Origin of the sequence: Nonomuraea sp. NPDC000554 (genome assembly GCF_040300065.1) — a bacterium.
GTDB lineage: Bacteria > Actinomycetota > Actinomycetes > Streptosporangiales > Streptosporangiaceae > Nonomuraea.
In genome coordinates, this window is the sequence record NZ_JBEPDC010000026.1 from 132,440 (window position 1) to 153,002 (window position 20,563).

Sequence of the window (20,563 nt, forward strand, 5' to 3'; positions counted from 1 at the left end):
CGGTTCGATGCTCACGCTGGAAAGGAGTCAGGCGGTCACCGGTGGCAGACGACTTCCAAAGTGACGCCGTCGGGACCTTCCCAGAACGTGGCGTAGTAGGCGGGGCCGTACTGGGGAAACTCCTGAGGCTCATAAAGCACATGCGCACCCCACGCGGTCGCCCATTCGTGCAGGCGATCCACCTCCCGGCGGGTTTTCACCATGAAGGCCAGGTGCTGGAGACCGGGACGATGGCGTGAATAGGCGCCGTCCTCCAGCGCCGGATAGAAGAACAGGTACGTGCCTGGTTTGCCGCCCACTGGGCGGTAGGAGAACTCGTCGTCGGCCGCAAAGAAGCTCTCGAAGCCGACCAGGGGCATGAACTGGTCGTAGTACGCCCTGGCTTGGGCGAGGTCACGGACATTCACTCCAATATGACCCAGGGGCATGTGACGATCATAAGAGTTGAGCCCCCTTATGCGGTCACTGGCACCCCCGACCACACCCGCGAACGCTCATGGTCACTGCGCAAAACAGCGAAATAGGCCCTCTCGCGCACGGCAGACTTCTGGATCAGGGGCATTCAAGCGCCACCGGCATTTGAAGCGTCATCTGGTGCCACGGGCATTTGGCGCCGCGGGCACCTGAAGCACCAACGGGGATGTGAAGCACCATCCGGCACCACCGCCACCTGAAGCGCCACTGCCGGTTGGTGGAAGGGATGGGAGTCGGGGATGGTCAGCTGACGGAGATGGGTTCGTCGTTGGGGTCGTCGCTGAAACCGGGGACCCAGCGGATCACCTCGTCGCGGAAGCGGGCCGTGGTGCCGAGCTGGCAGAGGACACCGACGCCCGCTGCGTGGACGCGGTGGATCAGGACGTACGTGACCGGCAGGTTGAGCTGCCTGACCACGTTGGTCGGCCGTAAATCGGTGACGCTGGCCGCCTGTGCCTGGAGCCACTCGCGGCTGAAGGTGAATTCCTCCACGGCCGTCGGTTCCACGTAGGGGGCGAGGAAGACGCGGAGGGCGTCGACGTCCACCTCTATCTCCGGACGGATGAAGCCTTCTGCGCGAAGGCCCGCCACCACGGTGTCCATGTCGCCCTGGTTGAAGATGCGGGTCAGCTGGCCGAAGGCTCTGGGGTAGCCGTCGGGGAGGCGGTTGACCGCGCCGAAGTCGAGGACGCCGAGCTTGCCGTTCGGCAGCATCCGGAAGTTGCCCGGGTGGGGGTCGGCGTGGAGCATGCCGACCCTGGCCGGTGAGCAGAACAGGAAGCGGACGAACAGCAGGCCGGCCCGGTCGCGCTCCTCCTTGGTGCCGTCGGAGATGATGCGCGACAGCGGGGTGCCGTCCATCCACTCCGTGACCAGGATCATCTCGTTGGCGGCGACCACGTCGGGGACGTGGAAGTCGGGGTCGTCGTCGAACTCGAGGGCGAAGGCGTGCTGTGCCTCCGCCTCGCGCAGGTAGTCGAGCTCTTCGGCGATCCGTTCGCGCAGCTCGGCCAGGACCGCCTTGATGTCCAGGCCGGGCAGCAGGACGCCGAAGAGCTTCCCGAGGCGGGCCAGCTGGGCGAAGTCGCCGAGCAGGGCCTTACCGGCGCCGGGGTACTGGATCTTGACAGCGACCTCGCGGCCGTCGTGCCACACGGCCTTGTGTACCTGGCCGATGGAGGCGGCCGCGGTGGGCTGGTCGTCGAAGGACTGGAAGTTCTCGCGCCAGTCGTCGCCCAGTTGCTCGGTGAGCACCTTGTGGACGGTGGCGACGGGCAGGGGTGGGGCGGCGTCCTGGAGCTTCGTGAGGGTGGCGCGGTAAGGGCCGACGATCTCCGGCGGCAACGCGGCCTCGAAGATGGACAGCGCCTGCCCGAGCTTCATCGCGCCGCCCTTGAGCTCGCCGAGGACCTTGAAGATCTGCTCGGCGGTGCGCTGCTGGATCTCCTGGGCGACCACCTCGGCGGACTTGCCTCCGATTCGCTTCCCGATGCCCAGGGCAGCGCGGCCGGCGAACCCGAGTGGAAGGGTCGCCAGCTTGGCGGAGCGCGTGACGGCGCGGCGCGGAAGATCGCTCACACTGATGCGCGGTGTCTCGTTCGAGACGCCGCTTCCCCCCTTCGTGGTCGTCCCCGGAACAGGTCAGTCACTGGGAAGCTGACATGACCATTCTTAGCGAATATGGATTGTTTCGCATACAACGACATTGCTGGTGCTTTGCCCATGTGCGGGTTTTCCAGCGCCAATCAGGCATTACGTCGACTGTGCCGTTGGTCACAATGGACTCTCGTCCTTCCAGGTGGGCAAGGGCGTGGCCGGTCGCGGCGGCTGCGACGGCCGTCGCCAGGGCGGAGTCGCAGGCGATCTCGCCGGGTGGGAAACCGCCCAGCCGCGCGGTGACGATGGGCCAGCCAGGGTCGTGGTCGCGCCTGCTCAGGTCGAGGCAGTGCAGGCAGGCCGTCTCGCCCGGGAGTACCAGCGGGCCGACGGACCCGTGACCTTCGTACGCGGACGCCAGAAGATGCGGGATGCCGAGATCGGTCAACTCGCTGACAAGGACGCCGTCGAGCGGGGTGACAGGAGCGAGGATCACGAGATCGGGACGTTGCGAGCCATCACCCAGGTACGGAGCTCCGGCCCTCACGTCGACCGAGGGCGCGGCGCCGCCGACGGGCCCGGGCGCGGAGACCTCCGCAGGAGGCCGAGGTGAGGAGGCGTCCTCAGTGGCGGACGGGCGTCTACGGCGAGCAACGGCCCCCCGCCCCAGGGAGGAGGCATCCAAACCGGACGGAGCCGCCAACGAACTGGGTGGGGACAGCTTCGATCCGTGTGGAATCGCCTTCGAGCCGAGCGGAGTCGCCCTCGAGCCGGGTGCGGTCGCCCTCGAGCCGGGTGGGGTCGCCCTGGGGATGGACGGAGCTGACCTGGAAGCGGATCGGGGAGTGCCGTTCGGATCCATGCTGGCGTGCTCGGGTGAGTGGGGAGCGCCGGACGTGAGTCTCCGGGCGACCGCCACCGCGGCCTCCTCACGCGGCAGCCCGACTTCGGACCAGGTGAGGCCACCGGGCGTGACGTCTGAGGGGCGGGTGAGAGCGGCGTCGATCACCCGGATGTGCCCCACGCCGCATGCCGCGAGGAGAGTGACGATCTGGGCGCCGACTCGACCTGCGCCGTAAACCCGTACACGTGCCTGCCTTCTTCTGGCCAGGGCGGCGTGGCCGCCGTCGAGGGTGGTGGAAGCGAGGTCGAGGGCGTCGAGGTCAGGACGCAGGCGGTCTCGTTCGCTCAGCGGGACATCGGTGAGCGGGGTGGGGAGGGCGGCGTCGTGAACGATGCCCTGGCTGGTGAGCTGGTCGAGGAGTGAACGGGCCGCGGGCTCGTCGAGCCCCGCCGCGGCCGCTTCGCGCAGCGCCTGGCCCAGGTCGAGGGTGCCGTCGAGGCGTCCGATCCACTGACGGATCGGACGGGTCAGGTCGGTCAGCATGACGGCCCGTCGGGGGTGTACGCCGAGTTGCAGGGTGTGCTCGTCGCGGATGATCCGCCGCAGGGCGGGTTTCACTCGTGGCCTCATGGCGCGAAAGGCTTCCACGCGAACTCAGGATCCGGTGCGGGTTTCTCAAGCGCTGTGGATAACGGATCCCGCAGGACGCGAGCCTGTGGAAGACGGATGACCCGCCAGGTATGTGCTGAGCGGGCGACAAGGAAGAAGGACAGGGAGGGCGGGCAAGGAAGTGACAGCCCACGGGCGGGCGAAGAAACGACACAGCGTGGGGGGCGAGGAGGAACCACAGCGCGGTGAGGCAAGGGCGTGACAGCGGGCGAGGAGCAAACGCAGCACGGTGGGGCAAGGCGTGACAGCGCGGGTGGGGAGGCGGCACAGCGTGGTGGGCGAGGAAGTGATGCAGCGTGGGCGGGCGAGGAAGGGAGACAGGAGGGACAGACACCGCAAGAAGGGCGAGAGGCCGGTGGGAAGGGCCGGGCGGGCCTGGCTACGCTCTCCCGCATGAGCGAGCTCCTGGTAGACCGCAAAGACAACGGCATCGTCCTGCTCACCCTGAACTGTCCGGACCGGCGCAACGCCATGACCGACCGCATGACCGAACAGTGGCGTCTCACGATGGACGAGCTGGCCCGCGACCGCGACATCCGGTGCGTCGTCGTGACCGGTGCGGGCAGCGCCTTCTGCTCCGGCGGGGACCTGTCGTGGATCGGCGAGCGCGGAGCCGAGGACGTCCCCCGGCTGCGGGACCGGATGCTCACCTTCTACCGCACCTGGCTGGCCATCTCCTCGCTGGAGGTCCCCACCATCGCGGCCGTCAACGGTCCGGCCGTCGGAGCAGGGCTCTGCGTCGCGCTGGCCTGCGATCTCGTGTACGCCGCCGACGACGCCAAGCTGCTGGCGCCGTTCACGTCGCTGGGCCTGCATCCGGGCATGGCGGCCACGTACCTGCTGCCGAGAAGGGCGGGAACCGGGCTGGCGCGGGAGATGCTGCTCACGGGACGCACGCTCCTCGGAGCAGAAGCAGCGGATAAAGGACTGGTAAATCAATCTTTCTCCAAAAATGACCTTATGCGGGAAGTTGAGAAGATCGCTGAGACGGTCGCACGCAACGCCCCCATTGCCACGAGGCTTACCAAAGTCGCACTCAACCAGGATCATCAGGACCTGGAAGCCGCGCTCCGATGGGAGTCCCTGGCGCAGCCGGTGACCATGGCGTCCGCTGACATGATCGAGGGATTGGCCGCGATCGGGAAAGGCGCCTGCCCAAATTCACCGGCTCTTAATCATCTGACCAGCAGAAACAAGGTCCACCCTCTGTGGAATTTCGCCAGTCTCGGCTAACGTGCATATGTGCCCCCCGAGACAGTCGAGGTCCGTCGCAGTTCTCGTCGCCGGCGTACGGTCTCCGCCTACCGCGACGGCGACAAGACGGTCGTGCTCCTGCCCGCCTGGCTGAGCGGTGACGACGCCGATGAATGGGTGAGCCGGATGCTGGATCGGCTTGCTGCCAAGGAGCGGCGGAGAAGGCCGACGGACGAGGGCCTGCTCGAGCGTGCCCGAGAGCTGTCGGCGAAGTTCCTCGACGGCGAGGCCGACCCCGTGAGTGTCCGCTGGGTCGACAACCAGCAGCACCGCTGGGGCTCCTGCACCCCGGAGACCGGCACGATCAGGATCTCGACCCGCCTCAAGGGGCTCCCCGAGTGGGTCATCAACTACGTCATCATCCACGAACTGGTGCATCTGCTGGTGCCCAGCCATGGCCCGCGGTTCTGGGCGCTGGTAGAACAGTATCCCAAGGCAGAACGGGCGCGCGGCTTCCTCGAGGGGTTCTCCGCCGCCGCGCACACCGCACCGGAGGAGTGTTGACGCGTACGGCCGCGGTCCTGGTACGGCAGAGCATGGCCAGGGCGGCCCCCGAGGGCGTGGCCCCCGACGAGTTCCTGGAAGCGGTGGCGGAAGACACCTACGAGATGGTGGCGGGCCTGGAGCTGCTGACGCCCGTCCTGGTGACGAGTGTCGCCGGCCTGGAAGAGATCGTCTGGCCGGGCACCGAGGTGATCACGATAGCCGAGGACGAGCCGCTGAAGAGCATCGTGAAACGTCTGGACGGCGACCAGGTCGTGGTGATCGCCGCCGACGCGCCCGACCTGCCGCCGCTGCTGGTCGGCAAGCTCTTCCGCGAGCTCGGACGCGCCCAGATCACGGTCTGCCCCGCCGAGCGGGGTGGCGCGGTGGCGCTCGCCTGTGGCCTGCCGATGCCCGACTGGGCCGACCCCGACCTGGACGACCCCGATCCGGTGGCCACGCTGCGCGCCCAGGCCCCCGGCCGTCGCATGGTCGCGACGGGCCCTGGCTGGCACCGTCTGCGCACCCCCGACGACCTCGGCCGTCTCGACCCCGGCCTGGAAGGGTGGGAGAACACCCGCGCCCTGCTCAGGGCACGCTGAGGACGGCGAACACGGCGCGATGGTCGGTCTGCGGCACGGTGTGCACGGAGACCTCCTTCACGCCGACCCGCTCGTCCACCAGCACGTGGTCGATCGTGATGATCGGCGGGACCCTCTTGTTGGCCGGCCAGGTCGGCACGAGCCCGGCGCCCACCGTGTCGGCCGCGTCCTTGTAGCCGCGAGCCAGCAGCCGCCGCATCGGCGCGTGGTCGAGCGTGGCGTTGAAGTCGCCCGCCAGCACCCGGACCGTCTCCTTGGACGGCGGCGGGAACGCGTCGAATGCCGCGTTCCAGTTCGCCACCTGGGGGCCCAGCGGCGTGAAGGTGTGCACGTCCAGGAATTCGATCGGCTTGCCGCCGGGCAGCGCGATCAGCGCGGCGGGCATGTGGTGCCCCACCTGCGGCATCTCGTGGTCCAGCGGCGTGAGCGGATGCCTGGAGAACAGGCCGCTGCCGGACGCGCTCCACTCGTCCTGGAGCACGCGGTGCGGCATCAGCGTCTTCAGCCCGGCGGCGTCGAGATCCGCCACCGCCCCGGGGGTCAGCTCCTGGGTGCTCAGTACGTCGGCGTCGTACCGCTGGGCCAGGTCGACGATGGCCTGCGCGTCGGCGCGTCCGAACAGCATGTTGACGGTGAGGACGCGAAGCGGCCGGCCGACCGTGGCCTCGGCGGAGCCGAGCGCCCTGGGCAGCACGGCGAAGCCGAACGCGGTCGTCGTGAGCAGCGCGACAGCGGTGGCGGCGCGCCTGCGTCCGGCGGCCGCCATCAGCAGGGGCACCAGCGAGCTCGCGGCCGCGTACGGTGTGGCGGTCATGAGCTGGCTGGCCAGCGAACCGCGCTCCACCCCGGTCAGCCGGGCGATGGCCCAGGCGGCGAGGGGGGTGACCGCGAGCCAGGTCAGCGTTCCGGCGATGGTGCGGCCGATGGTGCCGCGCTTCCTGGCGGGGGTCACGATGGTCCCGCCAACGGGACGGTCGGCCGAGACGTCCGCCATGTGCCCCCCTTGTACCGGTGCGACGCAGCGGACTCTAACCGACCACGCGTGAACCTGACGTAAGAACCGCCTGTCCACGTGCGGCCAATCGGCGGGTGGCCTCGTCGGACAGCTCGGGGATCTCCCCGACGAGGAACCAGCGCAGGTCCAGCGACTCCTCGCTGATCACGGCCTCCGCGCCGGCGGGCGCCACGGCGGCGTACTCGACGTCGAGATGCCAGCTGTGCGGCGGATGGCACCAGACGCGGTGCTTGTCCAGCGCCAGCGGGCCGGACAACAGCTCAAGCCCGAGAATTCCGGACTCCTCGGTGGCCTCGCGCAGCGCGACGTCCGCGAGGGACAGGTCGGAGGTCTCGCAGTGGCCGCCCATCGGCAGCCACATCCCGGCCTTCGGGTGCAGGGTCAGCAGAACCCGAGCGCCGTCGTGCGACAGCACCGCGGTCGTCGCCGTGAGATGCCCGGGGACACAGCCGCGCAGCATCGCGTCGTCGTGCGCCGCCAGGTGGTCGAGGAACTCCGCGCGAAGGGCCTCCTCCGCGGGCGTCGGCGCCACCCAGCCGCTCAGCACGCCGACCGCGTCGCGGTGCAGGCTCAACGCTGCTCGCCCTCGCCGTCCTCGTCGCCGGGCTTGGTCTCGAACTGCGAGATGTCCCAGGCCGCCTCGCCGCGCACGAACGCCTCCGGATCGTCGAGATCGTCGGACGTCGGCATGAGGTCGGGGTGCCCCCACAGCGCGTCGCGCCCGTCGACGCCGCGCGCCTCCTGCACCGCCTGCCACAGCGCCGCCGCCTCGCGCAGCCGCCGCGGGCGCAGCTCCAGCCCGACGAGCGTGCCGAACGTCAGCTCCGCGGGGCCGCCCGTCGCGCGCCGCCGCCGTACCGTCTCGGCCAGCGCGCCCGCGGACGGCAGCTTGCCCTCGGCGGCCTGGTCGACCACCGTGGCGACCCAGCCCTCGACCAGCGCGAGCATCGTCTCCAGCCGCGCCAGCGCAGCCTTCTGCCGCTCGGTCTCCTCGGGCTTGAGCAGCGCGCCGCCGCTCAGCGCCTCCTGGATCGCCTCGGGGTTGCTGATGTCGATGCTGCGAATCTGCTCTTCCAGCGCGGACGTGTCGACCGTGATGCCCCTGGCGTACTCCTCGACGGCGCCGAGCAGATGGGAGCGCAACCACGGCACGTGCTGGAACAGCCGGTGGTGGGCGGCCTCGCGCAGCGCCAGGTAGAGCCTGATCTCGTCGTTCGGCACCTCGAGGCCCTGGCTGAAGGAGGCGATGCCGCCGGGCAGCAGCGCCGCCGTGTCGGACAGCGGCAGGCCGATGTCGGTGGTGCCGATCACCTCGCGGGCCAGCGAGCCGAGGGCCTGGCCGATCTGCTGGCCGACCATCATGCCGCCCATCTGCTTCAGCATGCCCATCAGCGGCCCGGCCATCTGCTGGGCCTCGGGCGGCAGCCCGGCGCCGCCGAGTGAGCCGCCCATGGTCTCGACCATGCGTTCGGCGATGGGTTCGCAAAGTTTGCGCCACACCGGGACCGTGTTCTCGATCCACTCCGACCGGCTCCACGCCTGCGGGTTCGACACGCCGCTCGGCAGCGTGGTGGCCTCGTTCAGCCACAGGTCGGCGAGCCGCAGCGCTTCCACGATCTGGCGGCGTTCGCCCTCCATGACGCTGGGATCGCCCTCGGCGACCACGGCGTGTCGGGCGATGTTCTTGGCCATGTCCCAGTTGACAGGGCCTGAACCCTGCGGCGCCGACAGCATGTCGGCGAACTGGCGCATCGCCTGAGCCATCTGCTCAGGGTTGCCGAACATGGCGAACGGGTTCTCGTTGGGGTCGTTTTCGCGACCTGGCAGGTCAGTCACCGCTCTACCTCGTGCAGGATGGAGGAGTCCACATCCGCCACGTTAGTCGTCCTACGGCGGATCAGTGCAAAGTGAGGACCTGGTGCCTACCTCGAAACGCCCGCGCCAACCCGTCGTAGCCGTCACGGGTGCCGCCTCCGGCATAGGCCGCGAGCTGCTCGCGAGGCTCGTCACCGCCGCGGATTTCCGCAGGGTGGTGGCCATCGACGAGCAGCGCGGCGACGTACAGGAAGCCACGTGGAGGGTGATCGACGTCCGAGATCCGCTCTTGGCGAACCGGATCTCGGACATCGACGTCCTGGTCCATCTCGCGGGCGACTACGCCGTCGACTCCGACCCGGCCGAGCGGCGCGCGTACAACCTGCGAGCTGCGCAGACCGTGCTCACGGCGAGCGCCGCGGCACGCGTGCGGCGTGTCGTGCTCGTCACGAGCGCGATGGTGTACGGCGCCGCGCCCGAGAACGACGTGCCCCTGCCGGAGGACTCACCGGTCGCGGCCGAACCCGACACCGGCGTGGTCGGCGACTACCTGGAGATCGAGGCGCTGGTACGCAGGTCGCTGCGCAGCCATCCAGGTCTGGAGGTGACCGTGCTGCGTCCGGCGGCGGTCGTCGGCCCCGGCATCGACACGGTGATCACCCGGCACTTCGAGTCGCCCAGGCTGCTCACCGTCAAGGGCTGCACGCCGCGCTGGCAGTTCTGCCACGTCGACGACCTGGTCTCGGCGCTGGATCTGGCCGCACGCGGGGTCGTCACCGGCGTCGCGGCCGTCGGGTCCGACGGCTGGCTGGAGCAGGAGCAGGTCGAGGAGCTGTCGGGCATCCGCCGCTTCGAACTGCCGGCGGGTCTCACGTTCGGCACGGCCCAGCGCCTGCACAGGCTCGGCATCACCCCGGCGCCCGCCACCGACCTGCACTACGTCGTCTACCCGTGGGTCGTCGACTGCACGGCGCTGCGCGAGGCCGGCTGGAAGCCGGCCTGGACGAACGAGGCCGCGCTGGAGCAGGTCCTGGAGCTCAGGGAGAACCGCACGACCGTCGTCGGCAGGCGGCTGCCGGTCAAGGAGGCGACCCTCACCGCCGCCGGAGCCACCGTCGCGGTCATCGGCACCGCGGCGATCGTCCGCCAGGTACGCAAGAAGAGGCGGCTGCCGTAGGCTCGGTCCGTGGACGCCATCCGATTGCTGGGCATTCGTGACACCCCGCTCTCCGTGGACGAGGTGCTGGCCGCCGTGGGCGACCACGCCGCTGGAGGCACCACGATCTTCGTGGGCACCGTACGCGAGCAGGACCACGGCAAGCCCGTCAGCCGGTTGTCGTACTCCGCGCACCCCTCGGCGGAGGAGGTGCTGCGGCAGGTGGCGGAGAAGGTGGCCACCGACTTCCCGGTCACGGCGCTGGCCGCCGTCCACCGGGTCGGCGACCTGGAGCTGGGCGACACGGCCGTGATCGTCGCGGTCGCCTGCCCGCACCGGGAAGAGGCGTTCGGAGCGTCGCGCAGGCTGATCGACGACGTCAAGTCGCAGGTCCCGATCTGGAAACACCAGGTCTTCGCCGACGGGTCGGCCGAGTGGGTCGGTGCCTGCGAATAAGCTCATCCCCATGTCACGACGCGCCCTGACCCTGCTGGTGGCGGGATTCCTCGTGCTCGCGCTCGGTGTCGTGGGGGCCTTCCTGCCCGTTCCATACGTCGTCCTCAGTCCGGGGCCGACCGAGAACACGATCGGCGAGGTCGAGAAGAAGCCGGTCATCACGATCAACGGGCGGCAGACCTACCCGACCAGCGGCGAGCTGAACCTGGTCACCGTGGCCTACCAGGGCGGCCCGACCAGCCGGATCGACCTGCTCACCGCGCTGCGCGGCTGGCTCGACCCGACCGTCGCGGTGGTCCCCGAGGAGACGATCTTCCCTCCGGCCCGCTCCGCCAAGGAGGTCGAGGAGGAGAACACGGTCGAGATGACCAACTCCCAGGACTACGCCACCGCCGCCGCACTGACCGAGCTCAAGATCCCGTTCAGCACGGTGGTGGGCGTGATGTCCACGGAGAAGGGCAAACCCGCCGACGGCAAGCTGCAGAAGGGCGACGAGATCAACGCGGTCGACGGCAAGCCCGTCACCGACGTGGACGTCGTCAGCGAAGCGGTCAAGGCGCACAAACCCGGCGACCCGGTCGCCTTCACCATCACCAGGGGCACGCAGAAGCAGGACGTCACGGTCAACACGGTCGCGGGCACCGGCAACAAGACGATCGTCGGCGTGGTGATGCAGGCCAAGTACAAGTTCCCGTTCAAGGTCGACATCAACGTGGGCGACGTGGGCGGGCCGAGCGCCGGGCTGATGTTCTCCCTCGGCATCCTCGACAAGCTCACACCCGGTCCGCTCACCGGCGGCAAGGACATCGCGGGCACGGGCACGATCACGCCCTCGGGCGAGGTCGGCGCGATCGGCGGCATCGCGCAGAAGATGGTGGGCGCGCGCAAGGCCGGTGCCACGATCTTCCTGACGCCCGCCGAGAACTGCGCGGAGGCGCTGAAAGCCGTTCCCGAGGGGTTGCGGCTGGTCAAGGCGGAGTCGTTGCACTCGGCCGTCCAGGCGCTCGACGCGCTGCGCACCGGCAAGGGCGCTGTGCCGTCGTGCGCTGCCAGCTGAAACTTCTGGGGATCGCCGTGCGTTAGCCGTATGGCTGGCCCTGCGGTGTAGGTTGCCAACCACGGACCGTTTGTTCAACACGACGAGGGGTTGGCCTTGAGCTTCCGGACCCCAGGAGCCGGCAAGGGGATGCGATTGCCCCGCCGACCGCGACTGCTTCTACCCGTCGCCATCGCCGTTGTGGCGGTTGTGGCGTTGTTCTTCCTCTTTTCGGGGATCTATACCGACTACCTGTGGTTCGACGCGGTCGACTACACCTCGGTCTTCTCCGGTGTACTGCTGACCCAGATCGTGCTGTTCCTCATCGGAGCGGTGCTGATGGTCGGCATCGCGGGCGGCAACATGCTGCTGGCCTTCCGGATGCGGCCGATGTTCGGTCCCGCCATGTTCGGCGGCGGCAGTGGCGCCGACCGCTACCGGATGGCGCTCGATCCCCACCGCAAGCTGATCTTCATTGTCGGCATGGGCCTGCTCGCGCTGTTCGCGGGCTCCCCGCTCGCCGGCCAGTGGAAGACGTGGTTGCAGTTCGTGAACGGCGAGTCCTTCGGCAAGAAGGACGCCCAGTTCGGCATGGACATCTCCTTCTTCATGTTCGACTACCCGTTCATCAGGATGGTGCTGAACTTCCTGTTCACCGCCGTGATCATCTCGATCATCCTGGCGGCGATCACGCACTACCTGTACGGCGGGTTCCGCCTGCAGTCGCCCGGGCTGCACGCCTCCCGCGCGGCGCGGGTGCACCTGTCCGTCCTGCTGGGCGTCTTCGTCCTGCTGAAGGCGGTGGCGTACTGGTTCGACCGCTTCGGGCTGGTCTTCTCCGACCGGGGGTTCGTCAACGGCGCGTCCTACACGGACGTCAACGCCGTCCTGCCGGCCAAGACCATCCTCGCGATCATCGCGCTGATCTGCGCCGTGCTGTTCTTCGCCGGCGTCGTACGGCCCGGCGGCATGCTGCCCGGCGTCTCCTTCGGCCTGCTCGTGCTGTCGGCCATCCTGATCGGTGGCGTCTACCCGGCGCTGGTCGAACAGTTCCAGGTCAAGCCGAACCAGCAGCTCAAGGAAGCCGCGTACATCGATCGCAACATCAAGGCCACCCGCGAGGCGTACAACGTCGCCAACACGGAGATCACGCCTTACAGCGCCGAGGCCGACCCCAGCAAGGTCCGCTCCGACGGCGACGCCTCCGTCTCCGGCGTCCGGCTGCTCGACCCCGCGCTGGTCTCCGCCACGTACGAGCAGACGCAGCGCATCCGGGGTTTCTACGGCTTCGCGCCCCAGCTCGACGTCGACCGCTACCCCGACAGCACGGGCAAGCTGGTCGACCACGTCGTCGGCGTGCGCGAGCTCATGGGGCCGCCCGAGGGCCAGAACAACTGGATCAACAAGGCCCTGGTCTACACGCACGGCTACGGTTTCGTGGCCGCGCCGGGCAACGAGGTCAACTCCGGCGGCCTGCCCGACTACGACGCCAAGGACATGCCGGTTACCGGCCCGCTGGCCAGCACGACCGCGCTGAAGGAGTCGCGGATCTACTTCGGCGAGAGCCCGGCGGCCACCGACTACGTCATCGCGGGTGGAAATCCCAACAAGCCGCAGGAGCTCGACTATCCGGAGGTGGGCGGCACCGGGCAGAAGAACACCACGTACACCGGCAAGGGCGGCGTCCCGGTCGGCTCGTTCCTCAACCGGCTCGTCTTCGCGGCCAAGTACGGCGAGAAGAACATCCTGCTGTCGGGTGACATCAACGACAACTCCAAGATCCTCTATGTACGCAACCCGCGTGAGCGGGTGGAGAAGGTAGCCCCCTTCCTGACCCTCGATGGCAACCCCTACCCGGCGGTCGTCGACGGGCGCGTCACCTGGATCCTCGACGGTTACACCACGTCCAACGACTACCCGTACTCCCAGAGCGAGAGCCTGGGCGACATGACCCGCGACACCGCGACGAACCTGCGCGCGGTCGCCCAGCAGCCACAGGACAAGATCAACTACATCCGGAACTCGGTCAAGGCGACCGTCGACGCCTACGACGGCACCGTCACCCTGTACGGCTGGGACGGCAACGACCCGCTGCTGAAGACGTGGAGCAAGGTGTTCCCCGGCATCGTCAGGCCGGCCTCGGAGATGAGCGCGGACCTGAAGAACCACGTCCGCTACCCGGAGGACCTGTTCAAGGTGCAGCGCTACACGCTGGCGCGCTACCACATCGAGGACGCCGCGGCCTTCTACAGCGGCCAGGACTTCTGGAACGTCCCCAACGACCCGTCGCAGGGCAACGCGACCAAGCAGCCGCCCTACTACCTGACGACCACCATGCCGGGGGAGGGCGCGAAGCCGACGTTCTCCCTGACGACCACGTTCGTGCCGAAGGCCGGTCCGAACCTCGCGGCGTTCATGGCGGTCGACTCGACGGCGAGCGACGACTACGGGAAGCTGCGCATCCTGCGGATGCCGTCCAACACCCCCGGCCCCGGTCAGGCGCAGAACGCCTTCCAGAGCCGCTTCGCCGGTGAGCTGAACCTGCTGGGCGTCGGCGCCTCCTCGGTCCGGTACGGCAACCTGCTGACGTTGCCGTACGCGGGTGGGCTGGTGTACATCGAACCGGTCTACATCCAGGTCGCGCAGGGAGGCGGCCAGGAGCCGTACCCGATCCTGCAGCGGGTGCTGGTCTCGTTCGGCAGCAAGATCGGCGTCGACAGAACCCTCGACGGCGCCCTCAAGCAGGTCTTCGGCACCGGGCAGGAGACCACCGAGACCCCGCCGCAGACCCAGCCCAACACCAACTCCGCCCTGCAGTCGGCCATATCCGCGGCCGAACAGGCCTACAAGGACGCCCAGAAGGCCCTGCAGTCCAGCCCGCCGAACTGGGACGCGTACGGCAAGGCCCAGAAGCGCCTGGAGGAGGCCCTGAAGTCCCTCCAGAACCTGGGAGCCCGACCGGCGCCCACGGCCACCCCGTCGGCCTCGCCGACGCCGACGCCCACTCCCACGGCCACGTCCACAGCTACATCCGCGGACACGTCCACGGCCACCAGCAGCCCGACACCATCGGGCGGCACGTAGATCGTTGATTTGCGTAAGCCCCGCGTCGCCGATAGTCTCTAGACACACACCGACGCGGGGTGGAGCAGTTCGGTAGCTCGCTGGGCTCATAACCCAGAGGTCGCAGGTTCAAATCCTGCCCCCGCTACCAAGAGGAAACGCCCTCCGAGAGAAATTCTCGGAGGGCGTTTTCGTTTGTCCGCGCTGACGCCAAGTTGCCGCTTCTGCCGATGACGGTGCACCCGTCAGTGACACCGCGGATCCCAACCGGGGTCGTGGGGCCATCGAAGAACTCGACGACGACGTCCTTGTAGCCTGCGCGCCAAGATCCGCCTGGCTTGACGTAGGCGCGGCCGGCGAGCTTGCCGCCCTCGACGCCCTGGATCGCGGCAGACTCGTAGTATCGCGCGATCTCGTCATCGGGAAGCTCGGTGATCAGTGAGATGCGAACCACTCCAGGCAAGCGCCGAACGGCCGAAGTGCCCCTTTGGGCGAGGATCACGCCTTGGCGTACACCAGCAGGTACCGCCAGAACAGCAGCCGCCTGATCCGCGCTCCGGGCAGCAGGTCCGCCGCCTCGCGCCTGACCTCGTCCAGTGTCATCGCGGGCCTCGCCACGGGCGCCGTGACGGGAGGCCCCGGGCGGTGGCTCAGCGCCAGCCTGGCGGCGGCGTTCACGGGGATGGCGGCCAGGCTGACCAGGTAGTCGGAGGGCATGCTCTCGCGGTAGCACCCCAGCACCGCGAGCACGCCGCCGGGGGCCAGCGACCGGCGCAACCGGCTCACCGTCCCGAACGGGACGTGATGCAGGCTCGCCAGGCACGAGATGTAGTCGTAGTGCCCGGACGGCAGCTCCATCGCCGTCACGTCGCCCCGGACGAACCGCACCCTGTCGCTCCGCGCGGCCTTGATCACCGCCGCGTCCGGGTCCACCGCGTCGACCTCCAGGCCGCGGGCGGCGAGCCTGCCCGCGAACCGGCCCGTGCCACAGCCCACGTCGAGCGCACGCCCGGCGCCAGGCGGCACCTGCCTGAGCAGCAGCCTGTGATAATGGTCGTTGTGGTCGAAGGTCATGGTCGCAGTATGTCTTGAACCATGACACCAACGCCTGATTACATCATTACGTGACTGATGAGAAAGTGCCGTCCCTGTTCGAGTGGGCAGGCGGCGCGCAGGCGTTCGAGCAGCTGACCGAAGTGTTCTACCAGAACGTCGTCAAGGACGACCTGATCGGGCCGCTGTTCGCGCACATGGACCCGGCGCATCCGCGATACGTGGCGATGTGGCTGAGCGAGGTGTTCGGCGGGCCCGACCGCTACACCAAGGAACGCGGCGGATACCCGCACATGCTCTCCCAGCATCTCGGCAAGGGCATCACCGAGCCGCAGCGCCGCAGGTGGGTGAACCTGCTCATGGACGCGGCCGACGAGGTGGGTCTGCCCGGCGACCCCGAGTTCCGGGCCGCCTTCGCCGGCTACATCGAGTGGGGCACCCGGCTCGCGGTGCACAACTCAAAGCCGGGCGCCACACCGCCGGCCAAGGCCCCCGTGCCGCGCTGGGGATGGGGCGTTGCCCCGCCATACCAGCCGTAACCTGGACACATGCAGGGACGCGACAGGACTCCGCGTGGGCGCCTGCGGATCTACCTGGGCGCGGCCCCAGGCGTGGGAAAGACGTACGCCATGCTGAGCGAGGCGCGCCGCGCCAGGGAACGCGGCAGGGACGTGGTCGTGGGGTTCGTCGAGCCCCACGACCGCCTCCGCACCGCCGAGCTGCTCGACGGCCTGGAAGTGATCCCGCGCAGGACCACCCACTACCGGGGAGCGAGCTTCACCGAGCTCGACACCGACGCCGTGATCGCCCGCAAACCCAGGATCGCCCTGGTGGACGAGTACGCGCACACCAACGTCCCAGGCTCCCGCAACCCCAAGCGCTGGCAGGACGTCGAAGCGATCCTGGATGCGGGCATCGACGTCGTCTCGACCGTCAACATCCAGCACCTGGAGTCGCTGAACGACGTGGTCGAGCAGATCACCGGAGTCGCGCAGCGTGAGACCGTCCCCGACGACCTGGTCAGGCGCGCGGCCCAGATCGAGCTGGTCGACATGTCGCCCGAGGCCCTGCTCAGGCGGATGGCGCACGGCAACGTCTACGCCCCCGAGCAGGTCGACGCGGCCATGGCCAACTACTTCCGCGTCGGCAACCTGACCGCGCTGCGCGAGCTGGCCCTGCTCTGGCTCGCCGGCAAGGTCGACGAGCAGCTCGACCGCTACCGTGCCGACCACGGCATCGCGGGCACCTGGGAGGCCAGGGAGCGCGTCGTGGTCGCCCTGGCCGGCGGCGCGGAAGGCGACACGCTGGTGCGCAGGGCGGCCCGCATCGCCGCCCGCTCCAAGGGCGCGGACCTGCTGGCCGTCCACGTCACGAGGTCCGACGGGCTGACGTCGGGCAGCGACCCGGCCAGCCTGGCCCGCCAGCGGACCCTGGTCGAGAGCCTCGGCGGCACCTACCACCAGGTCGTCGGCGACGACATCCCGCGCGCCCTGCTCGACTTCGCCCGCGGCGTGAACGCCACCCAGCTCGTGCTCGGCGCGTCCCGGAGAGGACGTCTCGCGCAGATCATGACACGCGGGGTGGGCATGACGACGACCGCCAGGTCCGGCTCGATCGACGTCCACCTGGTGCCCCACGAGGCCACGTCCGGACGCGCCGCGTACCGCTCGCGGGCCGCGCTCACCCGCACCCGCCGGATCAGCGGCTGGGTGATGGCACTGGTCGCGATGCCCGCGCTGACGGCGGCCCTGCTGCCTTCCAGTTTCACGCTGCCGAGCGAGATCCTGCTGTTCCTGCTGCTGGTCGTGGGCGTGGCCCTGGTGGGCGGGATGTGGCCCGCCCTGACCGCCGCCGTCCTCGGCTTCGGGCTGCTCAACTGGTTCTTCACGCCGCCCCTGCACACGCTGACGATCTCCGCGCCGGAGAACCTGCTCGCGTTGCTCATCTTCGTCCTGGTGGCGGCCATGGTGAGCACGGTCGTCGACCTGGCGGCCCGGCGCAGCAGGGAGGCCGCCAGGTCGCGCGCCGACGCCGAGGTGCTGTCCACGCTGGCAGGCCACGTGCTGCGCGGCGATTCGGCGCTCACGTCGCTGATGGCCAGGCTCATGGAGGTGTACGGGCTGAGCGCCGTCACGCTGCTCGAACGCGACGGGGAGTCGTGGCGGGTGGTGGCCCTCGCGGGCGGCCCGCCGTCCACCTCGCCCGGCGGCGCCGACACCGACGTGGCCGTGGGCGACGACCTGGTGCTGGCGGTACGCGGACGGCTGCTGGCCGCCGCCGACCGGCAGGTGCTGGAGGCGTTCGCCGCCGAGGCGGCGGTGGCGCTGCGCCAGCAACGCCTGCGGGAGGAGGCCGAGCAGGCCAAGCCGCTGGCCGAGGCCGACAGGATGCGCACCGCGCTGCTCGCCGCCGTCAGCCACGACCTGCGCACACCCCTCGCGTCGGCGAAGGCCGCGGTCGAGAGCCTGCGCAACACCGAGATCGACTGGACGCCCGGCGACCGCAAGGAACTGCTCGCCACCGCCGACGAATCACTCATCAAGCTGGACCGGCTGGTGTCGAACCTGCTCGACATGAGTCGTCTGCAGGCAGGCGCGCTCGGCGTCACCCTGGTGCCCCTCGCGGTCGAGGACATCGTTCCCCGCGCGATCGACGACCTCGGCCCGCTGCGCGACCGCGTGCAGGGAGACGTCCGAGGCTCGCTGCCGGAGGTCTTGGCCGATCCCGCGCTGCTGGAACGGGTGCTGGTCAACCTGATGGCGAACGCCGTCCGCTACAGCCCCGGCGAGGAGCCCGTCGTGGTCACGGGGAGCTGGCACGGCGACCACGTCGAAATCCGCGTGATAGACCGGGGGCCCGGGATCCCGCCGGAGGCGTATGAGAGGGTGTTCATGCCCTTCCAGCGGCTCGGCGACCGCGACAACCACACCGGCGTGGGCCTCGGGCTGGCGCTCTCGCGTGGCCTCACCGAGGCGATGGGTGGCACACTCACGCCTGCGGAGACGCCGGGAGGAGGCCTGACCATGACCGTCTCGCTGCGGAGAATCCCGTGACCCGGGTGCTCGTCGTCGACGACGAGCCCCAGATCCTGCGCGCATTGCGGATCAACCTGGTGGCCAGGCAGTACGAGGTCGCGGTCGCCGCCGACGGCAGCGCGGCACTCCGCGAGGCCGCCGACTGGCATCCCGACCTGGTGATCCTCGACCTGGGCCTGCCGGACCTCGACGGCGTGGAGGTCATACACGGGCTGCGCGGCTGGACCGAGGTGCCGATCATCGTCCTGTCGGGACGTGCGGGCAGCGACGACAAGGTGGAGGCGCTCGACGCCGGCGCCGACGACTACGTGACCAAGCCGTTCGGCATCGACGAGCTGCTAGCCCGCATCCGCGCCGTCACCCGCCGGACGAACGCCTCAGACGAGCCGTCGTCGGTGCAGCTGGGTGATCACGTGATCGACCTCGCGAACAAGACGATCTCCGGCGACGTACGCCTCACTCCCACGGAGTGGCACTTTCTCGAACTTCTAGTACGCAACCCTGGCAAGCTGATCAGCCAGCGGCAGCTGCTCACCGAGGTGTGGGGGGCCTCCTACCTGAAGGAGACGCACTACCTGCGGCAGTACATGGCCCAGCTCCGCCGGAAGCTGGAGCGGGACCCAGCCCACCCGGCGCACCTGCTCACCGAGCCGGGGATGGGGTACCGGTTCCAGCCGTGACTCAGGCGTACTCGATGCGGGAGGACGTGGGCTCTTCCAGGGGGTCGGCCACCGCGTCGGACTCGCGTTCATCCTCTTCGCGGACCCACTGCGAGATGCCCCGGCCCGCCTCGTCGTCGATCTCGTCGATGCGGTGCCCCCGGGGGAACCTGTCCCGGTACATGGCGCAGGACGAGAGCTGTACGTCGTCGCCCATGTCGTGCCCGATGTCGTACGGTTGCTCGCTCATGGAACTCACGCCTTGCCGATCATCGACGCGGCCTTCCGCACGGCCCAAGCGGCCAGCAGGAGCCCGATGACCGCCTGGGCGACGCGCATCCAGGGATCGGACGTGTGATCGGCGAACACCACGATGCCCAGCCACATCAGGCCGAATGTCCCAACTAGGACGATTGCTACCCAATTCAACCCCTGTCGCCACATATGCGAAGTCTTACAGCCGTCACGCCAAATCCGGGTATGTGCACGGTCGTCATCGGGTTACGGGGTTTCGCAGGCCAGGTGTTCTGCGGGTGAGGGGTTCGGCAGGTCGGGTGGTCCGCGGTTCGGCGGATCAGCGGGGGAGGGTGCGCCCCGTGCCGACGCAGCCCCGCATGCGAGCGCGCCTGGGGCGCGGCGGAGGTGCCTGCTCCAGGCAGGCCAGGAGGGCCGCGGCGGTCCGCGCGTCCGAGAGAATGCGCGTCACCGCCTCGTCGTCCTGGGGGAGCTGGCCCCGCTCGGCCAGCTCGTGCCTGATGAAGGCCAGCGGGTCGGGGGCGCCGGCCATGTCGGCGGCGACCGTGGCCCTGGCGGCGGTGAGCAGGCGCAGGTAGTGCGTCCGCAGGATGGCCTCTCGCATGCGCGCGTGTTCGAGGTCGTCGATCAGCGTGCGGGCGACTCGCAGCAGGTCTCCAGCGTGAGTCGTTCCGTCGGCGAGGTGGGCGCGGATGTCGTCGAACTCCGAGCGGGTCATTGCAGACACCTCCGAGTGCGCAGTCTGCTCGTATGTACTACCTATCTAGAGGGGATTGCGGATGACTTGATACGTGCTTGCCGCGTTCGGTCGGAGCTCGACAGGTTTGGGAGGTTCGTGGTGAGGGAAGGACCTAGTGATTACCTGTGTGGCGCGAAGTGGGTCCCGGTGACTGCTAGAGTTGCCCGAGCAGGGCGGCAGGAGGCTCCAAGAGCCTCGCAGATGCCCGGCACATCCCACTTCTTCTGGTTCGCCCGGATGGTTCGCATCTGTCCGGATGTGCTGGTAAGTTAGAGGGGTTGCCCCGGAGACGGGGTGGGTCTGAAATTCCGAAAGCGCCGAATTTGACAGAAAATACGGTCGCTGAAAGAATAAAGACA

Annotated in this window: 21 protein-coding genes and 1 tRNA gene; 11 read left to right on the plus strand and 11 right to left on the minus strand. The window is 69.1% G+C overall.

Features of this window, described 5'->3' with window-relative positions; all coding sequences use genetic code 11:
- Positions 1-35: 35 nt before the first annotated feature.
- The 3 genes from ABT294_RS37945 to ABT294_RS37955 all read right to left on the minus strand — a co-directional run bounded on the left by ABT294_RS37945 (position 36) and on the right by ABT294_RS37955 (position 3,544).
- Positions 36-428, minus strand: a complete 393-nt coding sequence (locus ABT294_RS37945) for a VOC family protein (RefSeq protein WP_350811247.1) — start codon at positions 426-428, stop codon at positions 36-38.
- A 289-nt stretch (positions 429-717) separates the two neighbouring features.
- Positions 718-2,052 carry an ABC1 kinase family protein gene (locus ABT294_RS37950; RefSeq protein ID WP_350811248.1) on the minus strand — a complete coding sequence of 445 codons (1,335 nt, stop codon included), beginning with the start codon at positions 2,050-2,052 and terminating at the stop codon, positions 718-720.
- A 67-nt stretch (positions 2,053-2,119) separates the two neighbouring features.
- Positions 2,120-3,544, minus strand: coding sequence for a ThiF family adenylyltransferase (locus ABT294_RS37955; protein ID WP_350811249.1), 1,425 nt, complete (start codon positions 3,542-3,544; stop codon positions 2,120-2,122).
- 432 nt (positions 3,545-3,976) lie between these two features.
- Between ABT294_RS37955 and ABT294_RS37960 the strand changes: the two genes are divergently transcribed.
- From ABT294_RS37960 to ABT294_RS37970, 3 genes are read left to right on the plus strand one after another with little or no spacing between them, the layout of a single operon-like run.
- Positions 3,977-4,816, plus strand: a complete 840-nt coding sequence (locus ABT294_RS37960) for an enoyl-CoA hydratase/isomerase family protein (RefSeq protein WP_350811250.1) — start codon at positions 3,977-3,979, stop codon at positions 4,814-4,816.
- A gap of 9 nt (positions 4,817-4,825) precedes the next feature.
- The gene (locus tag ABT294_RS37965; protein ID WP_350811251.1) at positions 4,826-5,341 is read left to right on the plus strand and encodes a M48 metallopeptidase family protein; all 516 of its coding nucleotides are present in this window, start codon (positions 4,826-4,828) and stop codon (positions 5,339-5,341) included.
- Positions 5,338-5,922 carry a glycosyltransferase family protein gene (locus ABT294_RS37970; protein WP_350811252.1) on the plus strand — a complete coding sequence of 195 codons (585 nt, stop codon included), beginning with the start codon at positions 5,338-5,340 and terminating at the stop codon, positions 5,920-5,922. The genes ABT294_RS37965 and ABT294_RS37970 overlap by 4 nt, the downstream gene beginning before the upstream one ends.
- On the opposite strand, the gene ABT294_RS37975 is transcribed toward ABT294_RS37970, so the two are convergent.
- From ABT294_RS37975 to ABT294_RS37985, 3 genes are read right to left on the minus strand one after another with little or no spacing between them, the layout of a single operon-like run.
- Complete coding sequence (locus ABT294_RS37975) at positions 5,909-6,916, minus strand: endonuclease/exonuclease/phosphatase family protein (RefSeq protein ID WP_350811253.1); 1,008 nt, start codon at positions 6,914-6,916, stop codon at positions 5,909-5,911. The two genes, ABT294_RS37970 and ABT294_RS37975, sit on opposite strands and share 14 nt — an antisense overlap.
- Before the next feature lie 34 nt (positions 6,917-6,950).
- Positions 6,951-7,511, minus strand: a complete 561-nt coding sequence (locus ABT294_RS37980) for an NUDIX hydrolase (RefSeq protein ID WP_350811254.1) — start codon at positions 7,509-7,511, stop codon at positions 6,951-6,953.
- A complete protein-coding gene (locus ABT294_RS37985) occupies positions 7,508-8,773 on the minus strand; it encodes a zinc-dependent metalloprotease (protein WP_502912198.1) in 1,266 nt (421 codons plus the stop codon). Before ABT294_RS37985 ends, ABT294_RS37980 begins: the two co-directional genes overlap by 4 nt.
- A 79-nt stretch (positions 8,774-8,852) precedes the next feature.
- On the opposite strand from ABT294_RS37985, the gene ABT294_RS37990 reads away from it, so the two are divergent.
- The 5 genes from ABT294_RS37990 to ABT294_RS38010 all read left to right on the plus strand — a co-directional run bounded on the left by ABT294_RS37990 (position 8,853) and on the right by ABT294_RS38010 (position 14,614).
- Complete coding sequence (locus ABT294_RS37990) at positions 8,853-9,929, plus strand: NAD-dependent epimerase/dehydratase family protein (RefSeq protein ID WP_350811269.1); 1,077 nt, start codon at positions 8,853-8,855, stop codon at positions 9,927-9,929.
- A 9-nt stretch (positions 9,930-9,938) separates the two neighbouring features.
- Positions 9,939-10,364 carry a molybdenum cofactor biosynthesis protein MoaE gene (locus tag ABT294_RS37995; RefSeq protein WP_350811255.1) on the plus strand — a complete coding sequence of 142 codons (426 nt, stop codon included), beginning with the start codon at positions 9,939-9,941 and terminating at the stop codon, positions 10,362-10,364.
- A 10-nt stretch (positions 10,365-10,374) separates the two neighbouring features.
- Entirely contained in the window at positions 10,375-11,421 is a 1,047-nt protein-coding gene (locus ABT294_RS38000) for a YlbL family protein (protein WP_350811256.1), read from the plus strand.
- A 129-nt stretch (positions 11,422-11,550) separates the two neighbouring features.
- The gene (locus ABT294_RS38005; protein WP_350811257.1) at positions 11,551-14,484 is read left to right on the plus strand and encodes a UPF0182 family membrane protein; all 2,934 of its coding nucleotides are present in this window, start codon (positions 11,551-11,553) and stop codon (positions 14,482-14,484) included.
- 53 nt (positions 14,485-14,537) lie between these two features.
- Positions 14,538-14,614: transfer RNA gene (locus ABT294_RS38010), tRNA-Met, on the plus strand.
- Here the strand turns inward: ABT294_RS38010 and ABT294_RS38015 are convergent.
- Positions 14,609-14,965: a hypothetical protein gene (locus ABT294_RS38015; RefSeq protein WP_350811258.1), complete on the minus strand. Its 357-nt coding sequence runs from the start codon at positions 14,963-14,965 to the stop codon at positions 14,609-14,611. The genes ABT294_RS38010 and ABT294_RS38015 overlap by 6 nt on opposite strands.
- Positions 14,962-15,537: a class I SAM-dependent methyltransferase gene (locus tag ABT294_RS38020; protein ID WP_350811259.1), complete on the minus strand. Its 576-nt coding sequence runs from the start codon at positions 15,535-15,537 to the stop codon at positions 14,962-14,964. The genes ABT294_RS38015 and ABT294_RS38020 overlap by 4 nt, the downstream gene beginning before the upstream one ends.
- Before the next feature lie 50 nt (positions 15,538-15,587).
- Between ABT294_RS38020 and ABT294_RS38025 the strand changes: the two genes are divergently transcribed.
- The 3 genes from ABT294_RS38025 to ABT294_RS38035 are packed head-to-tail and all read left to right on the plus strand — an operon-like array spanning position 15,588 to position 19,231.
- Positions 15,588-16,055 (plus strand): group II truncated hemoglobin, encoded by a 468-nt coding sequence (locus tag ABT294_RS38025; RefSeq protein WP_350811260.1) that lies wholly within the window; start codon positions 15,588-15,590, stop codon positions 16,053-16,055.
- 9 nt (positions 16,056-16,064) lie between these two features.
- A complete protein-coding gene (locus ABT294_RS38030; protein WP_350811261.1) occupies positions 16,065-18,569 on the plus strand; it encodes a sensor histidine kinase in 2,505 nt (834 codons plus the stop codon).
- Complete coding sequence (locus tag ABT294_RS38035; protein WP_350811262.1) at positions 18,566-19,231, plus strand: response regulator; 666 nt, start codon at positions 18,566-18,568, stop codon at positions 19,229-19,231. Before ABT294_RS38030 ends, ABT294_RS38035 begins: the two co-directional genes overlap by 4 nt.
- Position 19,232: 1 nt before the next feature.
- On the opposite strand, the gene ABT294_RS38040 is transcribed toward ABT294_RS38035, so the two are convergent.
- From ABT294_RS38040 to ABT294_RS38050, 3 genes are all read right to left on the minus strand, one after another.
- Positions 19,233-19,460 carry a hypothetical protein gene (locus ABT294_RS38040; RefSeq protein WP_350811263.1) on the minus strand — a complete coding sequence of 76 codons (228 nt, stop codon included), beginning with the start codon at positions 19,458-19,460 and terminating at the stop codon, positions 19,233-19,235.
- A gap of 5 nt (positions 19,461-19,465) precedes the next feature.
- Positions 19,466-19,597: a hypothetical protein gene (locus ABT294_RS38045; protein WP_350811264.1), complete on the minus strand. Its 132-nt coding sequence runs from the start codon at positions 19,595-19,597 to the stop codon at positions 19,466-19,468.
- Positions 19,598-19,784: 187 nt separating this feature from the next.
- On the minus strand, positions 19,785-20,183 hold the full coding sequence (locus tag ABT294_RS38050) for a hypothetical protein (protein ID WP_350811265.1): 399 nt from the start codon (positions 20,181-20,183) through the stop codon (positions 19,785-19,787).
- Positions 20,184-20,563 lie beyond the last annotated feature (380 nt).

What these genes read in the sequence shown, in the direction of transcription:
- ABT294_RS38020 (WP_350811259.1), bottom strand. Translation starts at nt 15,537, where the DNA reads ATGACCTTCGACCACAACGACCATTATCACAGGCTGCTGCTCAGGCAG.
- ABT294_RS38030 (WP_350811261.1), top strand. Translation starts at nt 16,065, where the DNA reads ATGCAGGGACGCGACAGGACTCCGCGTGGGCGCCTGCGGATCTACCTG.
- ABT294_RS37945 (WP_350811247.1), bottom strand. Translation starts at nt 428, where the DNA reads ATGCCCCTGGGTCATATTGGAGTGAATGTCCGTGACCTCGCCCAAGCC.
- ABT294_RS37955 (WP_350811249.1), bottom strand. Translation starts at nt 3,544, where the DNA reads ATGAGGCCACGAGTGAAACCCGCCCTGCGGCGGATCATCCGCGACGAG.
- ABT294_RS38000 (WP_350811256.1), top strand. Translation starts at nt 10,375, where the DNA reads ATGTCACGACGCGCCCTGACCCTGCTGGTGGCGGGATTCCTCGTGCTC.
- ABT294_RS38005 (WP_350811257.1), top strand. Translation starts at nt 11,551, where the DNA reads ATGCGATTGCCCCGCCGACCGCGACTGCTTCTACCCGTCGCCATCGCC.
- ABT294_RS37975 (WP_350811253.1), bottom strand. Translation starts at nt 6,916, where the DNA reads ATGGCGGACGTCTCGGCCGACCGTCCCGTTGGCGGGACCATCGTGACC.
- ABT294_RS37960 (WP_350811250.1), top strand. Translation starts at nt 3,977, where the DNA reads ATGAGCGAGCTCCTGGTAGACCGCAAAGACAACGGCATCGTCCTGCTC.
- ABT294_RS38050 (WP_350811265.1), bottom strand. Translation starts at nt 20,183, where the DNA reads ATGACCCGCTCGGAGTTCGACGACATCCGCGCCCACCTCGCCGACGGA.
- ABT294_RS38040 (WP_350811263.1), bottom strand. Translation starts at nt 19,460, where the DNA reads ATGAGCGAGCAACCGTACGACATCGGGCACGACATGGGCGACGACGTA.
- ABT294_RS38045 (WP_350811264.1), bottom strand. Translation starts at nt 19,597, where the DNA reads ATGTGGCTGGGCATCGTGGTGTTCGCCGATCACACGTCCGATCCCTGG.